At 63.8% G+C, this 21,836-nt stretch carries 19 protein-coding genes and 1 pseudogene; 11 read left to right on the forward strand and 9 right to left on the reverse strand.

The window, feature by feature from the left end; all coding sequences use genetic code 11:
* Window position 1: 1 nt before the first annotated feature.
* Both QXZ85_RS05350 and QXZ85_RS05355 read right to left on the reverse strand, forming a co-directional pair.
* Entirely contained in the window at window positions 2–478 is a 477-nt protein-coding gene (locus QXZ85_RS05350) for an HXXEE domain-containing protein (protein WP_316173296.1), read from the reverse strand.
* A 392-nt stretch (window positions 479–870) separates the two neighbouring features.
* Window positions 871–1,524, reverse strand: coding sequence for a glutathione S-transferase family protein (locus tag QXZ85_RS05355; protein ID WP_315742877.1), 654 nt, complete (start codon window positions 1,522–1,524; stop codon window positions 871–873).
* A 185-nt stretch (window positions 1,525–1,709) separates the two neighbouring features.
* On the opposite strand from QXZ85_RS05355, the gene QXZ85_RS05360 reads away from it, so the two are divergent.
* A complete protein-coding gene (locus QXZ85_RS05360) occupies window positions 1,710–2,930 on the forward strand; it encodes a polyhydroxyalkanoate depolymerase (RefSeq protein WP_315762832.1) in 1,221 nt (406 codons plus the stop codon).
* On the opposite strand, the gene QXZ85_RS05365 is transcribed toward QXZ85_RS05360, so the two are convergent.
* Window positions 2,920–3,930 carry an AraC family transcriptional regulator gene (locus QXZ85_RS05365; RefSeq protein WP_315767246.1) on the reverse strand — a complete coding sequence of 337 codons (1,011 nt, stop codon included), beginning with the start codon at window positions 3,928–3,930 and terminating at the stop codon, window positions 2,920–2,922. The two genes, QXZ85_RS05360 and QXZ85_RS05365, sit on opposite strands and share 11 nt — an antisense overlap.
* 184 nt (window positions 3,931–4,114) lie before the next feature.
* Between QXZ85_RS05365 and QXZ85_RS05370 the strand changes: the two genes are divergently transcribed.
* The 3 genes and pseudogenes from QXZ85_RS05370 (at window position 4,115) to QXZ85_RS05380 (ending at window position 7,217) form a co-directional block, all read left to right on the forward strand.
* The gene (locus tag QXZ85_RS05370) at window positions 4,115–4,564 is read left to right on the forward strand and encodes a cupin domain-containing protein (RefSeq protein WP_315767245.1); all 450 of its coding nucleotides are present in this window, start codon (window positions 4,115–4,117) and stop codon (window positions 4,562–4,564) included.
* A gap of 186 nt (window positions 4,565–4,750) precedes the next feature.
* Window positions 4,751–6,244: pseudogene (locus QXZ85_RS05375) on the forward strand (flavin-containing monooxygenase).
* A 181-nt stretch (window positions 6,245–6,425) separates the two neighbouring features.
* Window positions 6,426–7,217: a substrate-binding domain-containing protein gene (locus QXZ85_RS05380; RefSeq protein WP_315701065.1), complete on the forward strand. Its 792-nt coding sequence runs from the start codon at window positions 6,426–6,428 to the stop codon at window positions 7,215–7,217.
* On the opposite strand, the gene QXZ85_RS05385 is transcribed toward QXZ85_RS05380, so the two are convergent.
* Window positions 7,218–8,018 (reverse strand): transporter substrate-binding domain-containing protein, encoded by an 801-nt coding sequence (locus tag QXZ85_RS05385; RefSeq protein WP_315701066.1) that lies wholly within the window; start codon window positions 8,016–8,018, stop codon window positions 7,218–7,220. It abuts the gene before it with no gap.
* A 1,005-nt stretch (window positions 8,019–9,023) separates the two neighbouring features.
* Here QXZ85_RS05385 and QXZ85_RS05390 point away from each other — a divergent pair.
* Window positions 9,024–10,148, forward strand: a complete 1,125-nt coding sequence (locus QXZ85_RS05390) for an efflux RND transporter periplasmic adaptor subunit (protein WP_315762839.1) — start codon at window positions 9,024–9,026, stop codon at window positions 10,146–10,148.
* An 8-nt stretch (window positions 10,149–10,156) separates the two neighbouring features.
* The gene (locus QXZ85_RS05395) at window positions 10,157–13,312 is read left to right on the forward strand and encodes a multidrug efflux RND transporter permease subunit (RefSeq protein WP_315767242.1); all 3,156 of its coding nucleotides are present in this window, start codon (window positions 10,157–10,159) and stop codon (window positions 13,310–13,312) included.
* Window positions 13,313–13,347: 35 nt separating this feature from the next.
* Here QXZ85_RS05395 and QXZ85_RS05400 read toward each other — a convergent pair whose 3' ends face one another.
* Complete coding sequence (locus tag QXZ85_RS05400; RefSeq protein ID WP_315767241.1) at window positions 13,348–14,523, reverse strand: MFS transporter; 1,176 nt, start codon at window positions 14,521–14,523, stop codon at window positions 13,348–13,350.
* A 63-nt stretch (window positions 14,524–14,586) separates the two neighbouring features.
* Here QXZ85_RS05400 and QXZ85_RS05405 point away from each other — a divergent pair, with 63 nt between their 5' ends.
* Together QXZ85_RS05405 and QXZ85_RS05410 are read left to right on the forward strand one after the other, a co-directional pair.
* Window positions 14,587–15,387 carry a helix-turn-helix transcriptional regulator gene (locus QXZ85_RS05405; protein WP_315767240.1) on the forward strand — a complete coding sequence of 267 codons (801 nt, stop codon included), beginning with the start codon at window positions 14,587–14,589 and terminating at the stop codon, window positions 15,385–15,387.
* Between the two features lie 84 nt (window positions 15,388–15,471).
* On the forward strand, window positions 15,472–16,818 hold the full coding sequence (locus QXZ85_RS05410) for a malonyl-CoA decarboxylase (protein WP_315701071.1): 1,347 nt from the start codon (window positions 15,472–15,474) through the stop codon (window positions 16,816–16,818).
* Between the two features lie 210 nt (window positions 16,819–17,028).
* Here the strand turns inward: QXZ85_RS05410 and QXZ85_RS05415 are convergent, their stop codons facing one another.
* From QXZ85_RS05415 to QXZ85_RS05425, 3 genes are read right to left on the reverse strand one after another with little or no spacing between them, the layout of a single operon-like run.
* Window positions 17,029–17,295 carry a DUF3297 family protein gene (locus QXZ85_RS05415; protein WP_315701072.1) on the reverse strand — a complete coding sequence of 89 codons (267 nt, stop codon included), beginning with the start codon at window positions 17,293–17,295 and terminating at the stop codon, window positions 17,029–17,031.
* The gene (locus tag QXZ85_RS05420) at window positions 17,292–17,768 is read right to left on the reverse strand and encodes a glutathione peroxidase (RefSeq protein WP_315701073.1); all 477 of its coding nucleotides are present in this window, start codon (window positions 17,766–17,768) and stop codon (window positions 17,292–17,294) included. Before QXZ85_RS05420 ends, QXZ85_RS05415 begins: the two co-directional genes overlap by 4 nt.
* Before the next feature lie 3 nt (window positions 17,769–17,771).
* Window positions 17,772–19,172 carry an amidase family protein gene (locus QXZ85_RS05425; protein ID WP_315742886.1) on the reverse strand — a complete coding sequence of 467 codons (1,401 nt, stop codon included), beginning with the start codon at window positions 19,170–19,172 and terminating at the stop codon, window positions 17,772–17,774.
* A gap of 226 nt (window positions 19,173–19,398) precedes the next feature.
* Here QXZ85_RS05425 and QXZ85_RS05430 point away from each other — a divergent pair, with 226 nt between their 5' ends.
* Together QXZ85_RS05430 and QXZ85_RS05435 are read left to right on the forward strand one after the other, a co-directional pair.
* Entirely contained in the window at window positions 19,399–20,505 is a 1,107-nt protein-coding gene (locus QXZ85_RS05430; protein WP_316173291.1) for a lactonase family protein, read from the forward strand.
* An 86-nt stretch (window positions 20,506–20,591) separates the two neighbouring features.
* On the forward strand, window positions 20,592–21,029 hold the full coding sequence (locus QXZ85_RS05435; protein ID WP_315701076.1) for a group III truncated hemoglobin: 438 nt from the start codon (window positions 20,592–20,594) through the stop codon (window positions 21,027–21,029).
* A 27-nt stretch (window positions 21,030–21,056) separates the two neighbouring features.
* Here the strand turns inward: QXZ85_RS05435 and QXZ85_RS05440 are convergent, their stop codons facing one another.
* Complete coding sequence (locus tag QXZ85_RS05440; protein ID WP_315701077.1) at window positions 21,057–21,314, reverse strand: DUF6894 family protein; 258 nt, start codon at window positions 21,312–21,314, stop codon at window positions 21,057–21,059.
* 302 nt (window positions 21,315–21,616) lie between these two features.
* Here QXZ85_RS05440 and pqqA point away from each other — a divergent pair, with 302 nt between their 5' ends.
* The gene (pqqA, locus tag QXZ85_RS05445) at window positions 21,617–21,697 is read left to right on the forward strand and encodes a pyrroloquinoline quinone precursor peptide PqqA (RefSeq protein WP_012029362.1); all 81 of its coding nucleotides are present in this window, start codon (window positions 21,617–21,619) and stop codon (window positions 21,695–21,697) included.
* Window positions 21,698–21,836 lie beyond the last annotated feature (139 nt).

Consider the following 21,836-nt stretch of genomic DNA (forward strand, 5'->3'; position numbering starts at 1 on the left):
CTTAGGAATGGTCTTGCCGGAAATATGGTTTTGAACGCAAATTGAGCATCACGACGGGATAGGCCATCAGCAGCGCGCCAATCGCAATTGCTGACACGGCCGTCCCGCCGTCAAGCACTCCGTCGATCGCCGCCCGACGCCAGACCGCAAGAGCCGTGGGCAGGAACAGCACGACAGCCGTCGCAAGTCCCGGCGAGAAGCGCCCGCCGCTCCGCACGAACGGCAGAATATGAAAGAAGATGGCGTTGATGATCATCAGCGCGGCATAAGCGAGCGGCGCCAGCGGCATCGCGTGGGCCACGATGGCCTGCACCGCGCCGAGCACGATCACCAGCGCATTGGTGACGTAGAAATCGCTCCACTCCACCGGAAGCTTCATGACGGCGCGCGCCCAATTGCGCCAATCGAAGGTGTATTCTTCGAGAATGTGCATGCCGTAGGCGGCCAGCGCGAGCCAGGCCCATGTCGTCAGATCCATGATGGCTCCTCCCCCGGCCGCCGGTGTAGCGGCACGCAATCGATCCGCAAAGAGCCAAGCCTGCCGATCGCAGCAAAAGCGACAGATTAGAATGCGCAGCCTGTCTCGAAACGTAACGCTCGGATGCGGGCTGTTAACCTCCGGAACGCGACTGGAACGAATCGCGCCCGAATCAGCCGCGAGGCACGGTACAAGATCTGTTCACGGCCAGCTCTGGTGCTGAGCCTGGAAAGACTTACAACATGCAGCGCATGACAGTTCCGGGAATGGCTTGCGGCGGCCCGCAGTCGTTAATTCCTGCGCTCGACTGAGGGCGCGGCATCGCGACAGGATTTCGTGTCAGGGAATATTTCGAAGCGACCGTGCCGGCAGCAAGATGAGCGCAGGTCGCGTCAGTATTCCACCTCGAGCTCCTCTATCTCTGCGGGCTCGGCCTTGGCCGCCTCGACCCATTCCCGCATCTCCGGCATTGCCATGACGACGTCGGCATAGGCCCGAAGCCGCGGCTCCAGCTTGACATCGTAGGTCATGAAGCGGGTCACGACCGGGGCGTACATCGCGTCCGCCATGCAGCGCTCGCCGAACAGGAACGGCCCGCCCGAAGCCTCCAGGCATTCACGCCAGATCGTGCAGACGCGGTCGATATCGGCCTGGGCCCGGCTCCAGATCTTGAAGCCCGGGAGATGCGCTTTCAGATTGACCGGGAGCGAGGCGCGCAAGGTGGTGAAGCCGGAATGGATCTCGCCCGATATCGAGCGGCAATGCGCGCGCTGGATGCGATCCGCCGGCAGCAGGCCGGCCTGCGGGAAAGTCTCGTTGAGGTATTCGGCAATCGCCAGCGTATCCCAGACGGTCGCGCCCTCGTGGCGCAGGCACGGCACCAGGATCGAGGACGAGAGCAGCAGGATCTCCGCGCGCGCCGCCGGGTCGTCGGGTGCCACGATGATTTCCTCGAACTCCAGCCCCGCAAACCTGGCAAGCAGCCAGCCGCGCAGCGACCACGACGAATAATTCTTGCTGCTGATCGTCAACGTCGCCTTGGCCATGCCGTTTACCTCCCTCTCGTCTCCGGCTCAGGCCGATCGCCCATCGCGACGGGGCGGCGATGAGCGCCGGACATGGCCTGATGCGCCGACGTTCACGCAGCAAGCGACATGCCAGTTCTCGAGGCGGCACGCGTCAGCCTTGGCTCCGATATTGCATGCGAGCAATTGGAGTGACGGACCCGAGCATGGCGCTGCTGTACCAAGCTTTTCAGAACCACATGGACCTGACCGAGCCCTGGCGCCAGGGAGCGACGGCGGCGCTGCGCGCGCTCAACCTGATCCCACCCGGGCTTTCGCATCGCGCCTGGCGGCGCCTTGCTGCGGCGCTGGAGCTGATTTCGCGCTCCGCCCTGACCTATTCGCGGCCGGCCTACGGGATCGACAGTGTCATGGTGGGCAACCGCGAATGGCCGGTCAGTGAAGAGGTGACGTTCAGGACGCCGTTCGGCTCGCTGCTGCGTTTCAAGAAGGAGGGCGCGCCTGAACAGCCCCGCATCTTGCTGGTGGCGCCGATGTCCGGCCATTTCGCCACGCTGCTCCGCGGCACGGTCAAGACGCTGCTGCAGGACCACGACGTCTACATCACCGACTGGCACAATCCACGGAACATTCCGCAGGCGCATGGCCGCTTCGGCCTGGACGACTACACCGAGCACCTGATCACCTTCCTGGGCCAGCTCGGGCCGCGGCCGCATATGGTCGCGATCTGTCAGCCCTCAGTGCCCGCGCTCGCCGCCACCGCGATCATGTGCGAGGACGACCATCCCTCGCGCCCGGCAACGCTCACTTTGATGGCCGGCCCGATCGACACCCGCATCCAGCCGACCAAGGTCAACGAGTTCGCCAAGAGCAAGCCGATCAAATGGTTCGAGGACAATCTGATCCATTACGTGCCGCTGCAGTGCAAGGGCGCCTTCCGCAAGGTCTATCCCGGCTTCGTGCAGCTCACCGCCTTCGTGTCGATGAACCTCGAGCGGCACCTCAAGCAGCACATCGATCTCGCCAACCATCTTGCCAAAGGCGAGATCGAGAAGGCGGAGGTGATCAAGACTTTCTATGACGAATATTTCGCCGTGATGGACCTGCCCGCGGAGTTCTACATCGAGACCGTGCGCGACGTCTTCCAGGAGCATCTGTTGCCGCAGGGCAAGCTGACCTATCGCGGCCGCCCGGTGAATCCGGCCGCCGTGCGCCGGATGGGCCTGATGACGGTGGAAGGCGAGCGCGACGACATCTGCTCGATCGGTCAGACCCTGGCCGCGCAGGAGCTCTGCACCGACGTGCGCAACTATCGCCGCGTGCATCACATGCAGGCCGGCGTCGGCCATTACGGCGTCTTCAGCGGCAGGAAGTGGAACAACGAGATCTATCCGCTGCTGCGCGATTTCGTTCACGTCAATTCGTGAAGGCGCGGCTCGGCATCGCAGGACCACAGGCACGCCGCCGCGTCGCCGATGGCGTCTCGCCGAACTTCGCCTTGTAAGCACCGGCCATCCGCCCGAGATGGCTGAAGCCGAGATCGAAGGCGATATCGATGATATGTGCCTCCGGGGGCGCATTCATCAATCGCGCATTCAGCTGCGCCAGCCTGAGATCCTGCAGCATCTCCGAGATCGAACTGCCGAAATGGCGGCGGAAGCCGCATTGCAGCGCGCGGATGCCGATACCAGCTATCTCCGCCAGTCGCACAAGATCCAACGGTTCCGCGGCATGCGCGTGCAGAAAGTCCCGCGCCCTTTGCAAGCCGCGGGGCAGCGCCTCCGATCGGCCGGAAAACCTGCGGATGGCATCCGACAGATCGTGACTGCGGTGAATGAGCAGGAGTTCGAGCAGCGCCTCCCGCCGATCCGCGGCCGCCACGGCGGACAGCTCGCGATCGGGGCCGATCCGCTCGGCCAGCCCGGCGAGCTCATGCATCCGCGCCGCCAGCATCGATCCGGCGCCCTTCGACACATCGATAGACGGGTCGAACACGACCGGCTGCACCGCCCTGCCAGACAACGCTGCGGCACGCTGCTCGAGAACGCGACGATCCACGAGCAGGATCAATTGCTCGCAATCCTCCCAGAGCATCCGCGTCGGCACCGTCGGCGACAGCAGCGAGGCGGCAAGACCGGGACAGCTCGCCACCTCGCGCGACCCTGCGTGGATGCGCGCCGTTCCGGACAGGGGAAGCTGGATCAGGAAGAAGCGCTCGAGGTAGCCGGGATCGATGGTCACCACGCTGCCATAGGCCACGTAGTTGATCGAGAAGCCGTCAAATGGCGCGCAATTGTGCACAGCGCAGAAATGCTGGGCGGTCCGGACGGCCGGTTGCAGCCGATGTGGACAGAAGATGCGACCTATTTGTTCGGCCGCCTCGTCGACAGAGGTTGTTGCAACGCGGCGAAACTCGGCAAGCCGCATCGTTGCGGAGCCACCAGGAGTGCAATCAATGCCCGCTGCTACAGACAACATTGCCGTCATCGCCATCACGAGATCATTTTAAGCCTATAATAATTAGCTGATCCGGTCGAGGGATTCGTTTTCCGGATAGACAGTGCGTGCCGGCCGCCCGATCCTTTCGCAAGGTCCATGAGGGAGACGAGCCATGACACCACTCGAGAAAGGCATCACCGCGGCCGGCACCGGCTATGGCGGCAAGAGTTGGAACATCCTCGGCCAGCTCTATTTTCCGAAGGCCATCACCGACTCCACCTTTGCGTTCGAGACCAACAGCGAGCCCGGCCAGTTCGTACCCGTCCACATCCACCCCACTCAGGACGAGTTCATCCTGGTTCAGGAAGGCGTCCTCGACCTCAAGCTCGACGGTGTCTGGGTCAAGGCTCACGCCGGCGATCTGGTCCGGATGCCGCGCGGCATTCCACACGGCTATTTCAACAAGTCCGACAAGCCGGCGCGGGCGCTGTTCTGGGTGTCGCCGATGCAGAAGCTCGAAGCGCTGTTCAATAAACTGCATGACCTCACCGATCCGGCCGAGGTCGTCAGGATCTCGGCCGAGCATGAGGTCGACTTCCTGCCGCCCGAGGCCAACGATTAGGTCTAACGACGCGCTGCGATCTTGGCGTCTGGCCTATGACGCGGCGCGTCGATCGCGCATGCGGCCGATTGCAGGCGTAACCAAACTGCTCTCGACGCGGAGGAGGCAAGCGGCGAGCTTCGTGCCACCTGCATTCGATGCGGCTCGCCCGCACGCCCCGCCAATCATTCGATGAGGTAACCTGCCATGATCATTCGGAAGAACGTGTGCGTAATCGGTGCCGGCGTCTCGGGCCTCGCGGCTGCGAAGGCGTTTTCGAAACGAGGTCACAAGGTCACGATCATCGAGAAGAGCGGCGATCTCGGCGGCGTCTGGGAGCCGGCCCGATCCTATCCCGACGTTCAGACCCAGAGCCCGAAAGAGCTCTATCGCTACACCGACAAGCCGATGCCGGAGTCGTACCCGGAATGGCCAAAGGGTCCGCAGGTCCACGCCTACCTCACCGGCTATGCGCGAGACCACGGCCTCGACCGCATGCTGCGCCTGAACACGGCGGTGGTGGCGATGAACCGCCGCGCCGACGGCAAGCCGGGCTGGACGCTCGATCTCGCAGCAAAGGATGGCGGGACCAGCCGCGAAGATTTCGACTTCGTCGCGATCTGCATCGGCCAGTTCAACGAGCCGCAAAGCTTGAACCTGCCGGGCGAGGACAGCTTCACGGCGGCCGGCGGCGAGATCATCCACTCGTCGAAATAAAACGATGCAGCCCTGGCCAAGGGCAGAAGCGTCGTGGTGCTCGGCGGCTCCAAGTCGGCAACCGACATCGCGGTGAACGCCGTGAAGTCCGGCGCGCGCGAGGTGACGCTGGTCTATCGTGAGCCGGTCTGGCGCATTCCGTATTTCATCGGCGGCCTGATCAACTTCAAGCGGATCCTCTACATTCGCGCGCAGGAGCAGATGTTCGCGAGTTGGAACATCGGTCCGCTCGCCCGCCTCGCCCACGCCATCGCCAAGCCTTTCGTCTGGGCCAATTGGCGCGGCTTGGAGGCGCTGCTCAAGGCGCAGCTACAGCTTGAGAAATGCAAGATGGTCCCCAAAGAGCCGATCGAGGTCGGGGTCAACTGCTCAGTCCCGATCGCAACTCCGGACTTCTTCCCGATGGTGGCCGACGGCCGGATCAAGGCCATCCGCGGCACCTTCGATCACTACGAGCCGAACACGATCGTGACCAGCGGCGGCGAGCGGGTCAAGGCTGACATTGCCGTGCTCGCGATCGGCTACAGACTGGGCGTACCGTTCCTCTCCGAGGCCGATCGCGCCAGGCTGGTCGACGCGGACGGGCAATATCGGCTGTATCGGTTGATCGCCAATCCGGACCTGCCCGAGCTCGGCTTCGTCGGCTTCAACTCGAGCTTCTGCACCGTGCTATGTGCCGACATGGCGGCCAACTGGCTGGTGCGTTACGCCGACGGACAGCTCGCGCACCAGCCCACCGACCGGCAGATGCGCGACAACATCGAGATGATGCTGCACTTTAAGCGGGTCGAGCGGCCGGCGGCGGGCGTCTATGGCGGGCTCTGCGTTGCCCCCTATCACTTCAAACATTTCGACGAGCTGCTGGCCGACATCGGTGCCGCGAAACGACGCCGCAATCCGCTGGCCGAGAAGTTCGCCCCGCCGGATGCCGCCGCCTATGCCGGCTTCCTGGCCTCCGCCCCTGACTACCAGGTCGGCACCTGACGCCAGCCTGCGTGCCGCGATCCGACAGCGGTGGATGCCACCCAACGGCGCGCGCCCCTGGGACGCACCGCAAAATCTGTCGTTCAACTCCCCCTCTGGTCCTCGTCTGAGAAGCGGGATAAGCAAGCTGCGCGGCGCAGCCAACGAACTGCGCGCAACGCTCGTCTGGGGAGGATTCCATATGACAATTTCCGCACGCGTCCGCATTCTTGCGCTCGGTGTCGCCACCGCCCTTGCGGTCAGCACCGGCGCGAGCGCCGCCGATGTTCACGTGATGATCTCCGGCGGGCTGACCGCGGCGTTCAAGAAGCTGGCGCCGGAGTTCGAGCGGACCACCGGCAACAAGGTCGTGGTCGCCTACGGGCCCTCGATGGGCACGACCGTGAATGCGATCCCGATGCGACTCGAGCGCGGCGAGCCGGCCGACGTCCTCATCATGGTCGGCTATGCGCTGGGCGACCTCATCACAAAGGGCAAGGTCGCGGCCGACAGCCGCGTCGATCTAGTGAAATCTCCGATCGGCATCGCGGTGAAATCCGGTACGCCGCACCCTGACATTTCAACCGCTGACGCGGTGAAGCGCGCCTTGCTGGCGACGAAATCGGTCGCCTACTCCGACAGCGCCAGCGGCGTTTACGTCTCGACCGAGATGTTCGACAAGCTCGGCATCAAGGACCAGATGAAAGACAAAGCGCGAATGATCCCGGCGACCCCGGTCGGCGAGATCGTCGCCCATGGCGAGGCCGAACTCGGCTTTCAGCAGATCAGCGAATTGAAGCCGGTCGCCGGCATCGATATCGTCGGACCGTTGCCGGACGAGTTGCAGAAGATCACGATCTTCTCGGCCGGCATCGCCACATCGTCGAAGGAGCCCGAGGCCGGAAAGGCGCTGATCAGGTTTCTGGCCTCCCCGGCCGCCCGCACGACGATCGTCGACAGCGGGCTCGATCCCATCGCGCCCGCCGCGAACTGATCACTGCGTGCGTAGCGGCGTGTCCTTGAGGCCGTTGTCATCATAGGCCTTGCGCAGCACGCCGTTCGACTTGGCGTCGGTCATGAACTTGGTGACGAAGGCAAGCGCCTGCGGATGGCTGGGCGGCACCGCGACCGCGGTGAACGTCTTCTTGAAGGTCTCATCGAGCACTTTCGTGCCCGGCAGCTTCTTCGCCATTTCGTTGAGCTGATCGCGCGACAATGCGAAGGCGTCGATCTCGCCGGCGGCGAGCAGGCTGTAGACCTCGTCATAGGTCTTGAAGGGCGTTACCGTCGCCTTCTTCAGATGCGCCTTCGCGCCGCGCAGCGTGGTCGTGTCCTCGATCGCCGCAACCTCGGTGCCGCCCTGGTCGAGCGTTGCAAAATTCGTCGCAGTCGAGCCCGCCCGGACGATGTAGGTCGCATCGCCGACCTCATAGATCGGGCCAAACGACAACTTGCCCTCGCGCTCCGGATCCTTGGGCAGGAAGGCGACACTCCAGCCGCCCTTGGAGGCCGCATCGGCGATCTCGCCGGAATTGTGGTATTCGACATATTCGACCGGCACGCCAAGCTGTGCAGCCATGGCCTTGCCGAGATCGACCGGAACGCCCGCGTAACCATTCTCCGCCTTCGTGCACCAGAAGGCGCCTCCGGCCGGACTGATCGCGATCGCGACGCGCAGCTTGCCGCCCGGGGCGATCTCGTCCTTCAAGTTCGCAGCATGTGCGCTGTTCGTTACCGCCGCCGCGGCGGTAAACGCAAAAACTGCAGCGCATAGGCCGCGCCACTTCAACAACATGGCCTCTCCCATCAATTTGCACGGGTGGAAACAGCGTCCACCATGGCGAGGGGCTCGTTAAATACAAATTACTTCGGCAACGTAAAGGCAAAGGCAACGCGTAAAATCTGCATCGTTGTCATCGCGAAATCAAATCAATCGATGCAGAATTTTGATCAAATGCGGCGACGCAGACGACTGCGACACGCGAGGCAGATTTCGCCGTTTTGTAGGTGCTGCGACGGTGCCGCCGCCCGAGGCAGGGCTATCGCATATGGCCCAAACCGGACCGGCCTCATGGTTCGCGGCGCGCCGCAGGCGGCGCCCCTCACCATGAGGGTCTGTCCTTTTGCCGCAAAGCAAGCCCTCGTCCCGAGGCACTCGCCGGAGGCGAACGTCGGGAAGGACGGCCGAGAGAGAGCTTCGGCCGGCACATGCAGCATTGATAATCACTCGCTCATCGAGCGGACCCAGCCGCAGCAGGAACCTCGGCGTTGCCGGAATAGCCACCGGTCCGATGCCCCCGCGGCAGGAACAACTGGTACCGCCGATGGGCTGCAGATGGAGATGCAGGTGCCGCAGCACCGCCCGCCCCCTGCCCGCGGCTGGCTTGCTTTCAGCGACCGAGCCAGGCACCGGCTTCGCCTCCGGCTCGGCCGGTGGCGCGACACGACATCGCGTGCGCGCCTATGCGGAAAAGGACCGGTGCGGCGAGCGCAATCACGACGACGGTCGAGAGCGGCGGGCAGCGTTCAAGCGCTGGATCGACCATCGGCCGGCCTCCCAATCAGTTGACGATCCGGCGACATATCCGCGCGGTCATGCAACTTTCCGGTGACATATCGGCTTTCGTGTTTCGCTCCAGGTGGATTGTTGGTAGGAAACACAACGGATAGACTCTATCCGATGCCTTTTTTTGGTGCGCGTGGTCTCAAAGCCTGTTCAAATGGTTTTCCGGAGATGATGTCGACGCACTTGTCATCGCATTCCCAGCCAAGGTCTGCTCGGCAACATCTGCCGAGCATCATGTCGATTGCGCTCACAGCAACGCTGCTGGCCGGGTGCGAACAGAATTCGTTCCAGCCACCGCCTCCGCCCAAGGTGGACGTCGCACAGCCGGTGCAACGCGCGGTCACGCGCTACCTCGACGCGACCGGCAATACCGCGCCCGTGAAGAGCGTCGATCTGGTGGCGCGGGTCCAAGGCTTCCTGCAGTCGATCGACTACAAGGACGGCGACGCGGTGAAGGAAGGCACGACGCTGTTCACCATCGAGCCCGAGACCTACAAGTTCAAGCTCGACCAGGCCCAAGCCGCCGAGGCCGGCGCGCAGGCCTCGCTGAAGCAGGCCGAAGCGGACTACAGACGCCAGTCCGAGCTCGTCGCCCGGCAGGCCGTGTCACAGGCGACGCTCGATAGCTCCACCGCGGCGCGCGACAACGCCAAGGCCAATCTGGCACAAGCCCAGGCCAACACACGAATCGCCCAAGTCAACTACGACTATACCAAGGTGACCGCGCCGTTCGACGGCGTGGTCAGCGCGCATCTGGTCTCGGTGGGCGAACTTGTCGGCGTTGCCTCGCCGACACAGCTTGCGACCATCGTCGCGCTCGACCCGATTTACGTGAACTTCAATGTCAACGAGCAGGACGTGTTGCGGATCCGGGCTGACGCGCGGCAGCGCGGGTTGACGGAGTCCGACTTCAAACAAATTCCGATCGAGATCGGGCTGCAGACGGAAGACGGCTATCCGCATCAAGGCAAGCTCGACTACGCTGCGCCGACGATCAATCAGGCCACCGGTACGCTCGCCGTCCGCGGCATCGTCCCGAACCCGAACCGCGTGCTGCTGCCCGGCTATTTCGTCCGCATCCGCGTTCCGCTGGAGCGCGTGCCGAATGCGCTTCTCGTTCCGGACACCGCGCTCGGCAGCGACCAAAGCGGCCGCTATGTTCTCATCATCAACGGCGACAATACGGTCGAGCAGCGCACTGTGACGGTCGGAGCGCGCGAAGGGGAGTTGCGCGTGATCGAAAGCGGACTGAAGCCCGACGATCGCGTGGTCATCGCCGGGCTGCTGCGGGCAATCCCGGGCCAGAAAGTCGACCCACAAGTCAAAACGATCGAACAGCAGGCCTCCGCCGGCAAATAGGAGCGGCGATGATCTCCAAATTCTTCATCGAACGCCCGGTCCTCTCCAACGTCATCGCGATCCTGATGATGCTGATCGGCGCGGTCGCGCTGTTCAACCTCGCGGTCGCGCAATACCCCGATGTGGTGCCGCCGACCGTGCAGGTCACAACGCGCTATCCCGGCGCCAGCGCCAAGACCGTGATCGACACGGTCGCGTTGCCGATCGAGCAGCAGGTCAACGGCGTCGAGGACATGCTCTATATGCAGTCCTACAGCGCCGCCGACGGCACCTACACGCTGACAGTGACCTTCAAGATCGGCACCGATCTCAACTTCGCGCAAGTGCTGGTGCAGAACCGCGTCTCCAGCGCGCTGTCGCAATTGCCGCCGGCGGTGCAGAACCAGGGCGTCACCGTGCAGAAGCGGTCGACCTCGATTCTGTTGTTCGTCACCTTGACTTCGCCGGACGCCAAATATGACAGCCTGTACCTGAGCAACTATGCCGCCATCAATCTGAAGGACGAACTGGCGCGGCTGCCCGGCGTCGGCAACGTCACGGTGTTCGGGTCCGGCCAGTATTCGATGCGCATCTGGCTCGATCCGAGCAAACTGCAGGTGCGCGGGCTGGTGCCGCAGGACGTGATCCAGGCCATTCAGCAGCAAAGCCAGCAGGTCGCGGCCGGCCAGATCGGCGCACCGCCGACTCCGCCGGGCCAGGCCTTTCAGTACACCCTCAACGTCGCCGGCCGACTCGACGATGTCAGGCAATTCGAAGACATCATCGTCAAGACCGGCGACAATGGCGACGTGACGCGCGTGCGCGACGTCGGCTCGGTCGAGCTCGGCGCACAGACTTACAGCCAGATCTTTTCGCTCAACCGGCAACCGGCCGCCGGCATCGGCATCTTCCAATCTCCCGGGGCCAATGCGCTCGAGGTCGAGCAGATCGTCGAGAAGAAGATGGCGGAACTCGCAAGAGCCTTCCCGCCGGGGGTCAAATACGAGACGCCGTTCGACACGACGAAATTCGTCAGCGCCTCCGTCCACGAGGTCTACAAGACCTTGATCGAGGCCGGCGTGCTGGTGCTGATCGTCATCCTGGTGTTCCTGCAGGACTGGCGCGCGATGCTGGTGCCGACCACGACGGTTCCGGTCACCATCATCGGCGCGTTCGCCGCGATGGCGGCGCTCGGCTTCACCATCAACATGTCGACCCTGTTTGCGATCGTGCTCGCGATCGGCATCGTGGTCGACGACGCCATCGTGGTGGTCGAAGGCGCCGCCCACAACATCGAGCGCGGCATGAACGGCCATGACGCGGCGATCCGCGCCATGGACCAGCTGTTCGCCCCGATCGTCGGCATCACCCTGGTGCTGATCTCGGTGTTCCTGCCGGCCGCATTCCTGCCGGGACTGACGGGACGGATCTACGCGCAGTTTGCCCTGGTGATCGCCGCGACCGCGCTGCTCTCCGCCATCAATGCTGCGACCTTGAAGCCGACGCAATGCGCGCTTTGGCTGCGCCCGCCGGTGCCGCCGGAGCAGCGCAATGTCTTCTACCGCGCCTTCAACAACGTCTACGCGCGGCTGGAGCGGCGCTATGAATCGCTGATCGGCTGGCTGGTCGCACACAGCAACATGTCGGTGATCGCAGCGCTGCTCCTGATCGCGATCGGCGGTTATGGCCTGTCGCGCGTCCCGACCGGCTTTCTCCCGATCGAGGACCAGGGCTACCTGATCGCCGCCGTCCAATTGCCCGACGGCGCCGCGCTGGACCGGACACAGAAGGCGCTGGAGAAGGTGAGCGAGATCGCGGGCCAGACGCCCGGCGTCGCCCAGGTCACCACCATCGCCGGCATATCCGCGTTGGACAATAGCGCAAGCCTGGCCAATGCCGGCGTCGCCTATATCGTCTTGAAGGATTGGGACGCCCGCGGCAAGGGCGAAGACCTGCGTTCACTGGTCTATGGGCTGAACGACAAGATGGCGGCGGTGATGGAGGCGCAAGTCTCGGTGCTGCCGCCGCCACCGATTCAAGGCATCGGCAATGCCGCGGGCTTTTCCATGCAGGTCGAGCTGCGCGACGGCAACAACGATTATGCCAAGCTGCAAGCCTTGACCTCCGCCATGGTCACCAACGCCGAGAGCCAAAGCGCGCTGCAGCACGTGCAATCGCCGTTCCGCGCCATGGTGCCGCAATTCGATATCGAGATCGACCGCATCAAGACGCAGACCTTGCACGTCACCACCGATGCCGTGTTCTCGGCGCTCTCGTCCTATCTCGGCTCCTCTTTCGTCAATCAGTTCAACAAATTCGGCCGCGTGTTCCAGGTCTATGTGCAGGCCGACGCCAGCGCCCGGCTGACCACGCGCGAGATCGAGAACCTGATGGTGCGCAACCAGGCCGGCGACATGATCCCGCTCGGCACCGTTGCCACGATCCGTCCGAGCGTCGGCCCCTCGCTGATCAGCCTGTACAATCTCTATCCCTCCGCCACCATCGTCGGCCTGCCGGCGCAGGGCTACAGCTCCGGACAATCGCTGACACTGATGGAGCAGGTCGCGGACCGGACCTTGCCGCCGGGCGCCGGTTACGAGTGGACCGCGATGTCCTATCAGGAGAAGGCGGTCTCGAACCAGATCTACCTGACCTTCGGTCTTGCGCTGCTGCTCGTCTATCTCGTGCTCGCCGGCCAATATGAAAGCTGGTACGCGCCGATCTCGGTGATATTGGCCGTACCGCTGTCGCTGCTCGGCCCGATGGCGGTGCTCTCGGCGCTCAAGATCGACAACAATCTCTATGTCCAGATCGGGCTGATCCTGCTCATCGCGCTGTCGGCCAAGAACGCGATCCTGATCGTCGAGGTCGGCCTCGAACTACATGGCCGCGACGGCAAGCCGCTGCTGGAATCGGCGATCGAGGCGGCCCGCGCCCGTTTCCGCCCGATCCTGATGACGTCGTTCGCATTCATCCTCGGCGTGGCGCCGCTGGTGTTCGCAACCGGCGCCGGCGCGAGCGCCCGCAAGTCGATCGGCATCACTGTGTTCTCCGGCATGCTGGCCTCGACCTGCCTCGCCGTGCTGTTCGTGCCGGCGTTCTTCGTCGTGGTGCAACGGTTCGAGAACTGGCTGGCAGAGCGCAAGGCGCCGGTGGATGTCGCAAGCGCGCAGACACTGCCGTAATTCTCCGTCATTGCGAGGAGCCGAAGGCGACGTTCTCAATTCGTGGGCGCGGGCACCCTGATCTCAGGCGGCAGGATCAGCGCCGCTGCGACCGCGAACAGGCAGAGGCCGGCGAAGGCGTGCAGCATGGTCGAAAAGCCGCCATGCTCATGGAGCCAGGCGACCAGACCGACCGAGGCGCCCGCGGCGGTGAAGCCGACGAAATAGCGCACCGCATAAGCGCGCGAGCGCCATTCTTCCGATGTGTACTTGCCGACCATGGCGTCATTGACCGTAACCTGGCCGAACGCGCCCATCACGATGCCGACCGAGACCAGGATCAAGGCCAGATCGGTGAAATCGGCGGCGAGATAAAGCAGCGGCGCCAGCACGACCGACAGCGGCAGCGCCACCGCCTTCAGCGCATGCCGGTCCAGCAGCCGCCCGATCGTGTATTGGGTCATCGCGCCGCACACATAGACCCCGGCCGCGATCAGGCCCAGCAGCGCCGGGCTCTGCGTCAGGCCGGCGAGCCGCTCGGCGAACAGCTTCGGCAGCGCCACCGTGACCGCATTGAAGGTGGTCGAGATCGCGATGACGACCATCAGCAGCGCGACGACGACCCGCCACATGTGCTCGCGCGCGACCCGCGCCTGCGCCTCCGCCTGCCGCGCGCCGCGACGGTCCTCATGCGTCACGGTGCATGCGAAGGCGACGCCGATCAGCATCGTGAGAACGCCCGGAACGATGAACGCAAAGCGCCAGCCGAGATATTCGCCGATCACGCCCGTCACCAGCGCCGACGAGGCCACGCCGAGATTGCCCCACACGCCGTTGATCCCCATCTCGCGCCCCAGTCTCTCCGCATAGGAGACGATCATCGCGGTGCCGACCGGATGGTAGATCGAGGCGAACAGGCCGATGGCGAACAAGGCTGTGCCGAGCTGCACCGGCGTCCGGACCAGCCCGACCGCGACCATGGACGCGCCGATGCCGAGATAGAAGATGAGCATCATATGACGGCGGCTCCAGCGGTCGCCGAGCCAGCCCGTCAGCAGCGATCCGGCGCCGAAGGCGATGAAGCCAGGCGTGGCGTAAGGCAACAGTTCCGCATAGCTCATGTCGAGGGCCGGGCCCATGATGACGACCGCGGCGGCAAAAATCAGCATCGCATAGTGATCGATGAAGTGACCGGCATTGACAAAGCCGATCACCCGGCTCGGATGGTTCATGGGGCTGGCGCTCATGTTGTCTTGAAATCGATTATAGTCGCTTGCCCTGACGGGATGCCGCCAATGACCATCGTCGAAACGCCAATCCGCCCTCTTGTCGCCGACCGCCGCGCCGTGCAGGCCGGGGTTCACCTGGTCGCCCGCAGCTACAAGAAAGGCATGCGGCTCGCGCCGCATATGCACCGCGAGGCACAGCTGGTCTATGCCGCGAGCGGCACGATGCAGGTCACGACACCGAAAGGCCGCTGGCTGGTGCCCCCCGACCGCGCGGTCTGGGTGCCCGCGCACCACGCACATGCGATCGACATGTTGTCCGATAGCGAAATGCGGACGATCTTCTTCGACGGCGATTTGCTGCAGGGCCATATGCGCAAGCCGCGGCTCAGCAAGGAATTCGTGGTGCTGGTGTCGCCGCTGTTGCATCATGCGATCCTGGCGCTGTTCGAAGACCGGAAAGACCGCGAACGCGCCGACCTGCTGGTCCGGCTGGCGATGCTGGAATTGCGCCGCACCGAGGATTCCGCGACCTTCATTCCGCTTCCGCAGGAGCCGCGCAGCCGGCGCGCCGCCGACATCGTGCTGGCCACGCCGGCGATGACGCATGAAATCGAGACGCTTGCACGCAAGGTCGGCACATCCGCACGCACGCTGTCGCGGCTGTTTGCCGCAGAGACCAAGCTGAGCTTCAAAGCCTGGTGCCGACGGGCGCGGATCGCCACCGCCATCGAACGGCTGTCGACCGAGCGTCATCTCTCGGTCAAGGCGCTGGCGTCCGATCTCGGCTATGCCAGCATGCCGGCCTTTTCACACGCCTTCCGGCAAGTGACCGGCAAGTCGCCGACAGATTTCGTCCGACGACTTTGACCAATTCTTATACTTGATTGTGACAAGCTTTGCCATAAATCCATGTAAGATCGACCTTCTCCGTGGGGGATTCGACGAGATCAGATGGCCAACGCTTTTTTCACCGACCTGCTCACCACAATCTCCGAGCGTGGCCGCACGTTTCTTCGCCGCGGCGGATCGCCAGCCGAAAAACACGATGCAGAGAGCCTGGCCGAGCTCTGCCAGGCCCTGCTATCGGGGGCCGGCGAAGCATCCGGCACCGCGATGGCCCGCGACGTGCTCGACGGCTACCATGATCTCGATGCCGATGGACGCAAGGCGTTCTTCACGGCGCTGGTGCATGAATTCGGACCTGACAAGGCCAAGCTCACCAAGGCCATCGAGAACTGGCGCGCGCATCCGACCGACGAGGACGCCAGCGAGTTGCATTTCGCCTCCGAGCCGCGGCGGCAGGAATTGATCCGCCGGCTCAACCGTGCGCCGGGCGGGACCGGCGAACTGGTCGCGATGCGGACCGATCTGCTCGGCTTGACGAAGGCCACCCCCGAGCTCGTGGCGCTCGATCGGGATATCGTCCATCTCTTGAGCTCTTGGTTTAACAGGGGGTTTCTCGTGTTACGCCGGATCGATTGGTCGACACCTGCCAACATCCTGGAACAGATCATCCGCTACGAGGCCGTGCACGAAATTCATGACTGGGACGATCTGCGCCGCCGCATCGACCCGGCCGATCGCCGTTGCTACGCCTTTTTCCATCCGGCACTGCCGGATGCGCCCTTGATTTTCGTCGAGGTGGCGCTGACCGAAACGATACCCGGCGCAATCTCGCCGCTGCTCGCGGTCGATCGTCAGCCGGTCCCGATCGATCGCGCGCGCACCGCAGTGTTCTACTCGATTTCCAATACCCAGCGCGGGCTCGGCGGCATTTCCTTCGGCAACTTCCTGATCAAGCAGGTGGTCGAAGAGCTCCGGCGCGAGCTGCCGAAGCTCGACACGTTCGTGACGCTGTCGCCGGTGCCGGGCTTCATGGGCTGGCTGAAGCAGACCACCGAGGTCAGCGATGAAGACCGTGCGGTGCTCAAGCTGCTGGACGAGCCCAAATGGTTCGAGGATCCCGAGATCGCTGCGCAATTGCGCACGGTGCTGGAGCCGATTGCCGCCTATTATTTCCTGAAGGCGCGCACGCCCAAGGGCAAGCTGATCGACTCCGTCGCGCGCTTCCATCTCGGCAACGGCGCGCGGTTGGAGCGCATCAACTGGCTCGGCGATCTCTCGGCCAAGGGGTTGCGCGAATCCGCCGGCATCATGGTCAACTATCTCTACCGCCTCGACGATATCGAGAAGAACCACGAGGCCTACGCCAATGAGGGCGAGGTGGTCGCCTCCAGCGCGGTGAAGAAGCTGATCAAGACGGAAGGTCGCAGGCTTCTGGACATGCGGCTGTCGTAAGCGGTCGCAGCATCGGCGCGGCAGTGGCCCGCCTAGCCGATGGACGGGAAGAGGCAGGTCTTCCGAAGGGCTCCATGCGATGACGCCGTTGCAGGGAGCGTCGGCGACGAAGCAATCCAGATGTCTCGTGTGGTTCCTGGATTGCGCCGCCGAGCTTGTCATCGGGCCGCGCTGCGCGGACCGCGTCGCTCGCAATGCCGCCTGAGCGCGTCAGGACGAGCTCAGATCCCTGAAATACGGCTCGACCGGCCCGTGGACCTTGATGGTGAGCGGATTGCCGTGACGATCCTTGGCATTGCCCGCGGTCACGCGGACCCAGCCCTCGCTCACGCAATATTCCTCGACATTGGTCTTCTCGACGCCCTTGAAGCGGATGCCGACGTCGCGGGCCAGAACCTCCGCATTGTAGTACGGGCTCTTCGGATCGACCGACAAACGGTCCGGCAGTTCGTTCGCAGTGGTCTTCGTTTCGCTCACAACAGCGCCTCGATCTCTTTCTTCAATGCCTCAGGCTTGGTGGTCGGCGCATAGCGACCCACCACCTGCCCCGACCGGTCGACCAGGAATTTGGTGAAATTCCATTTGATCGCCGAACCCAATAGCCCGCTCTTCTCACGTTTCAGGAACTTGAACAGCGGATGCGCGGCCGCGCCGTTGACGGCGACCTTCGCAAACAGCGGAAACGTCACGTCGTACTTGCCCGCGCAAAACGCGCCAATCTCCTCTGCGGTGCCCGGCTCCTGGGCGCCGAACTGGTTACAGGGAAATCCCAGCACGGCAAAGCCCCGGCTCGCATACTCCCGGTAAAGTGCTTCGAGGCCGCGATATTGCGGCGTGAAGCCGCAGGCGCTCGCGGTGTTCACGACCAGCAACACCTGCCCCTCGAAGCGCTTCAGCGGCACCTCTTCACCACTGAGCGACGCCGCGGTGAAATCGTAGATGCTCGGCATCAGCTAGCCCACGGGATCGATCGGCATGGGTGGGGTTCCGCCAGCCTCGATCGCCTCGCCGGCGGCAAGGCACAAATCCTCCCGGAAGCGCTGCGACACGAGCTGCACGCCGACCGGGAGGCGCCCGACCAGGCCGGTCGAGACCGTCAGGGCCGGAACGCCGAAAAACGGGATCGCGATCTGGGTCAGCTGTGCGTGCCAGACTCGCTGGAACGATTCTTCGTCCTTGCGATCGAGCTGATCTGCGAACGGCAGTTCACCCGAGACCGGCATCAACAGCACCGGATGTTGTTCGAGGAACAGCAGCCACTCGCGGGTCAGCGTCGCCCGGCGGGTCAGCGCCCTGGAAAGCTCGGTGGAGTCGAACGGAAACACCTTTGCACGGTTGCCGCGCAGGCAGGCCAGCGCGCCGGGATCGCCTTCCTTCTCGGCGAGAGCGAGTTGCGCCTCATAGCCGTCACCGAGCCAGAGCTTTGTCTGCAGAATCGCGGCCTCCTGCATCGGCGGGGTGTCCTTGATCTCCTCCACCGTCCAACCCGCCCGCTCCAGCCGCTGGCCCGCATCGCGCACCGCGGCCTGCACCTCCGGCACCGGATTGAGCCCATCCGGATTGACGCAGAGCGCCACGCGCTTCGGCATCGGCGGACCTTCCAGCGGCACCGGCATCCACCAGGGATCGCGCACATCGCGCGCGGACATGGCTGCCAAGGCAAGCCGGACGTCCTTGATGGTACGCGCCAGGGGGCCGGAGACGGCACTGATCTGCGGTCCGATCGGGCGTTCCGGAAGGGAGGCGTTGAACGCGGGAATGCGCCCGACGGTCGGACGCAGGCCATGAATGCCGCAGGCATAGGCCGGGTAACGGACGGAGCCGGCAATGTCGGTGCCGTGGCCGATATGGCCGATGCCCGCGGCTGTCGCCGATCCCGCACCGCCCGAGGAGCCGCCCGGCGTGATCGCCGGATCACGCGGATTCTTGGTGTCGCCGTGGACGAGGTTGCTTGTGAACCAGCGGTAGGACACCGCCGGCGTATTGGTCCGGCCGAGCAGCACGACCCCCGCCTTGACCAGGTTCTCCACCACCGGATTGTTGCTCTTGGCGATCGCGTCCTTCTGCAGCTTCAACCCATTGGTGGTGGCGAAGCCGGCCTGATCGACATTGACCTTGATCGTGACCGGCACGCCGGCCAAGGGGCCCGGATCTTCGCCGCGCGAAAGCGCCGCGTCGATGCTCTCGGCCTGTCGCAGCACCTGCTCGGGACGATGGTCGATCACCGCGTTGATCTTCGGATTGACCGCGCCGAGACGCGCCAGCGCCGACGTGGCCGCTTCCTTGGCGGAAACCTGCTTGGACTTGATGAGGGCGGCGAGGTCAGCGGCCGAAAGGCGCCAGAGGTCGGTCATGGGCAACTCCGTGATGTGGTCCGCTTTTAGCGCCGGAGCGGCGGAGGAACCAGCGCCGTGCCCTGCCCGTCCCGGCACACGGCCATGCGTGGAAGAGATGGGCGCCCGCCCGTCCGGCCTCCCTCCCGACCAATGCTAATTCTGAATTGATTCATACGACATCGATCTTGGCCAGCACCGACAATCGAGACTAAGAATCCGCAACTAAATTACGGGGGGGAACAACATGCTCGGATCGGGCACCGTCGTAGCAACGACGTTGATGATCGCCGCGCTCGCGACCGCACTGGCGCCGCGTATGTCCAGCGCCGAAACATTCGCCTATATCGGCAATGCCGACAGCAACGATATCAGCGTATTCCGGCTCGATTCCGGTACGGGAGAGATGACGCCGGTCCAAACCGCGGCCTTCCCTGCTATCGAAACGCCCGGCTCATCGACGCCGCTGGCGATCAGCCCCGATCGTCGCACGCTGATCGCAGGCATCCGCTCCAAGCCCTTCCTGGCCGTGAGCTTCGCGATCGATCCCATAAGCGGGCACCTGAGCCATCTGGGTAACGGCCCGCTGGCCGACAGCATGGCCAATATCGCCTTCGACCGGTCCGGCAGGTTCCTGTTCAGCGCCTCTTATGGCGGCAACAAAGTCGCGGTCAACCCGGTGCAGGCGAACAGCGTCGTTGCCGCGCCTGCACAGGTGATTCCGACCGGGCTGAACGCGCACGCATTCCTGCCTGCGCCCGACAACCGCTTCGTGTTCGTGACCAATCTCGGCTCCGACCAGGTGCTCAGCTTCACCTTCGACGCGAGCTCCGGGGCGCTGACGCCCAACGCGGCGGGGACGATCAAAACACCGGAAAAATCAGGGCCACGCCACTTCATCTTTCACCCGAACGGCAAGTTCATCTATCTCTTGCACGAGCTGAACGCCGATCTCGCGGTCTATGCCTACGATGCCGACAAAGGCACCTGGCGCGAGGAGCAGCGCCCCTCCGTGCTGTCGCCGGGTTTCTCAGGAAAACCTTGGGCGGCGGATCTGCATGTGACCGCGGACGGCCGCTTTCTCTATGCCTCGGAGCGGACCTCGAACACGTTGGCGGCCTTCAAGATCGACGCCTCGACCGGCCATCTCACCACGATCGGCAGCGTTCCGACCGAGACCCAGCCGCGTGGCTTCAACATCGATCCGAGCGGCCGTTATCTTGCAGCCGTCGGCGAGGTCTCCAACGGCATGACTGTCTACGGTATCGATCAGACCAGCGGAGCCTTGCGCAGGTTGAAGTCCTATTCCGTAGGCAAGAAGCCGAACTGGGTGGAGTTCGTCAGCCTGCCGTAAACGGCGGCGGAATCAGGGAACCAACGGCCGACTGAGGCACCGATTGGCCATTTCAATGCACGTTGTGGCTGCTTATATACAGCGCCATGACCGCCAAGCCCACGACCACCCCCTCCCGCCACCCGCTCGCCGTTCAACATCCGGAACTTGATGAGGGATCCATCCGGCTCCTGGTCGAGACCTTCTATGGTCGCGCCCGCCAGGATGAACTGATCGGCCCGATCTTCAATACGACGGTACAGGACTGGGACGAGCATATCGGCAAGATCGCCGATTTCTGGTCATCGATGCTCTTGAAGACCGGCCGCTACAGCGGCGCCCCCATGCGTCCGCACCTGCTGCTGTCCCTGCAGGGCGCGCATTTCGACCGCTGGCTCAAACTGTTCGAAGCCACGGCGCGCGAGCTGTTCTCGCCCGAGATCGCCGAGATCTTCATTCTGCGCGCCCGACGCATCGCCGACAGCTTCGAGATGGGGATCGCAACCACGCGCGGAGAGATCATCCAGCCGCGGCATTCGGTCTGAGCGACGGGTCGGCAAGGGGCCACAGCCTCAGTGCCGCGTCATCGATCGGGCGGGCACGTCGAAGATCGCCTCCGAGAACGGAAATTCCAGGACGATGTCGCCTTCCTCGTCCGTCACCTCGATGACGGCCGAGAGGAGCGCCGCGTTGGCGCCTTCCGTGCGCAGCAGCTCCCGGATCATGTCGCGCGCGACTTCCCAGGCGCGGTCGGGATTGCGCAGCAGCTCACCATCGGTATCGGAGACCAGCTCGTCACCAATCCGGGTGTTGAAGAAATATCGGGGCATGGACAGATTCCAATCGGGTCGCGCGTTGAGATAGAAAGCTCCAAGAACTCACAACTGCCTTATCCGGGCGGTTCCCCGCAGCCTAGGAGGAGAACCGGACGCGGTTGCGAAGCGATCGATCACGAATTCGTTGTATTGACAGCCCTGCTTTCCCGACATTGCCACTCGTTCTCCTCTGCGACGTCGCACTGCAATAAATAGGCCGACCGGTTCAAACGAAAAAGATTCCACTGGCGAACTTTTCATGGCGCGGTAGTTTATCGTTGAGGACGAAAATCGTCCCGATCGAAAAGGAGAGGACAATGGCCTGGAAAGCCCCCAAGATCGTTGAAGTGCCGGTCGGCATGGAAATCAACATGTATGCCTGCGCCGCTCGCAAATAATTTGCGAGTGTGACGTCAACACCGTGAGGGTGGACGCCGAAGGTCAGCGCATTGGCGAAACCCAAGGCACGGGATCGGGCGTTCACCCTCGGCTTCTTCGCCGCTTCGCCCCGTCCCGCCGGTTACGGCTTGCGGATGC

The sequence above is a fragment of the Bradyrhizobium sp. SZCCHNGR1005 genome (assembly GCF_032489995.1).
Lineage (GTDB): Bacteria > Pseudomonadota > Alphaproteobacteria > Rhizobiales > Xanthobacteraceae > Bradyrhizobium.

Excerpts from the sequence above, each read along its gene's own strand:
- QXZ85_RS05350 (WP_316173296.1), bottom strand. The coding sequence starts at position 478 with ATGGATCTGACGACATGGGCCTGGCTCGCGCTGGCCGCCTACGGCATG.
- QXZ85_RS05355 (WP_315742877.1), bottom strand. The coding sequence starts at position 1,524 with ATGGCCAAGGCGACGTTGACGATCAGCAGCAAGAATTATTCGTCGTGG.
- QXZ85_RS05360 (WP_315762832.1), top strand. The coding sequence starts at position 1,710 with ATGGCGCTGCTGTACCAAGCTTTTCAGAACCACATGGACCTGACCGAG.
- QXZ85_RS05365 (WP_315767246.1), bottom strand. The coding sequence starts at position 3,930 with ATGCGGCTTGCCGAGTTTCGCCGCGTTGCAACAACCTCTGTCGACGAG.
- QXZ85_RS05370 (WP_315767245.1), top strand. The coding sequence starts at position 4,115 with ATGACACCACTCGAGAAAGGCATCACCGCGGCCGGCACCGGCTATGGC.
- QXZ85_RS05380 (WP_315701065.1), top strand. The coding sequence starts at position 6,426 with ATGACAATTTCCGCACGCGTCCGCATTCTTGCGCTCGGTGTCGCCACC.
- QXZ85_RS05385 (WP_315701066.1), bottom strand. The coding sequence starts at position 8,018 with ATGTTGTTGAAGTGGCGCGGCCTATGCGCTGCAGTTTTTGCGTTTACC.
- QXZ85_RS05390 (WP_315762839.1), top strand. The coding sequence starts at position 9,024 with ATGTCGATTGCGCTCACAGCAACGCTGCTGGCCGGGTGCGAACAGAAT.
- QXZ85_RS05395 (WP_315767242.1), top strand. The coding sequence starts at position 10,157 with ATGATCTCCAAATTCTTCATCGAACGCCCGGTCCTCTCCAACGTCATC.
- QXZ85_RS05400 (WP_315767241.1), bottom strand. The coding sequence starts at position 14,523 with ATGAACCATCCGAGCCGGGTGATCGGCTTTGTCAATGCCGGTCACTTC.
- QXZ85_RS05405 (WP_315767240.1), top strand. The coding sequence starts at position 14,587 with ATGACCATCGTCGAAACGCCAATCCGCCCTCTTGTCGCCGACCGCCGC.
- QXZ85_RS05410 (WP_315701071.1), top strand. The coding sequence starts at position 15,472 with ATGGCCAACGCTTTTTTCACCGACCTGCTCACCACAATCTCCGAGCGT.
- QXZ85_RS05420 (WP_315701073.1), bottom strand. The coding sequence starts at position 17,768 with ATGCCGAGCATCTACGATTTCACCGCGGCGTCGCTCAGTGGTGAAGAG.
- QXZ85_RS05425 (WP_315742886.1), bottom strand. The coding sequence starts at position 19,172 with ATGACCGACCTCTGGCGCCTTTCGGCCGCTGACCTCGCCGCCCTCATC.
- QXZ85_RS05430 (WP_316173291.1), top strand. The coding sequence starts at position 19,399 with ATGCTCGGATCGGGCACCGTCGTAGCAACGACGTTGATGATCGCCGCG.
- QXZ85_RS05435 (WP_315701076.1), top strand. The coding sequence starts at position 20,592 with ATGACCGCCAAGCCCACGACCACCCCCTCCCGCCACCCGCTCGCCGTT.
- QXZ85_RS05440 (WP_315701077.1), bottom strand. The coding sequence starts at position 21,314 with ATGCCCCGATATTTCTTCAACACCCGGATTGGTGACGAGCTGGTCTCC.
- pqqA (WP_012029362.1), top strand. The coding sequence starts at position 21,617 with ATGGCCTGGAAAGCCCCCAAGATCGTTGAAGTGCCGGTCGGCATGGAA.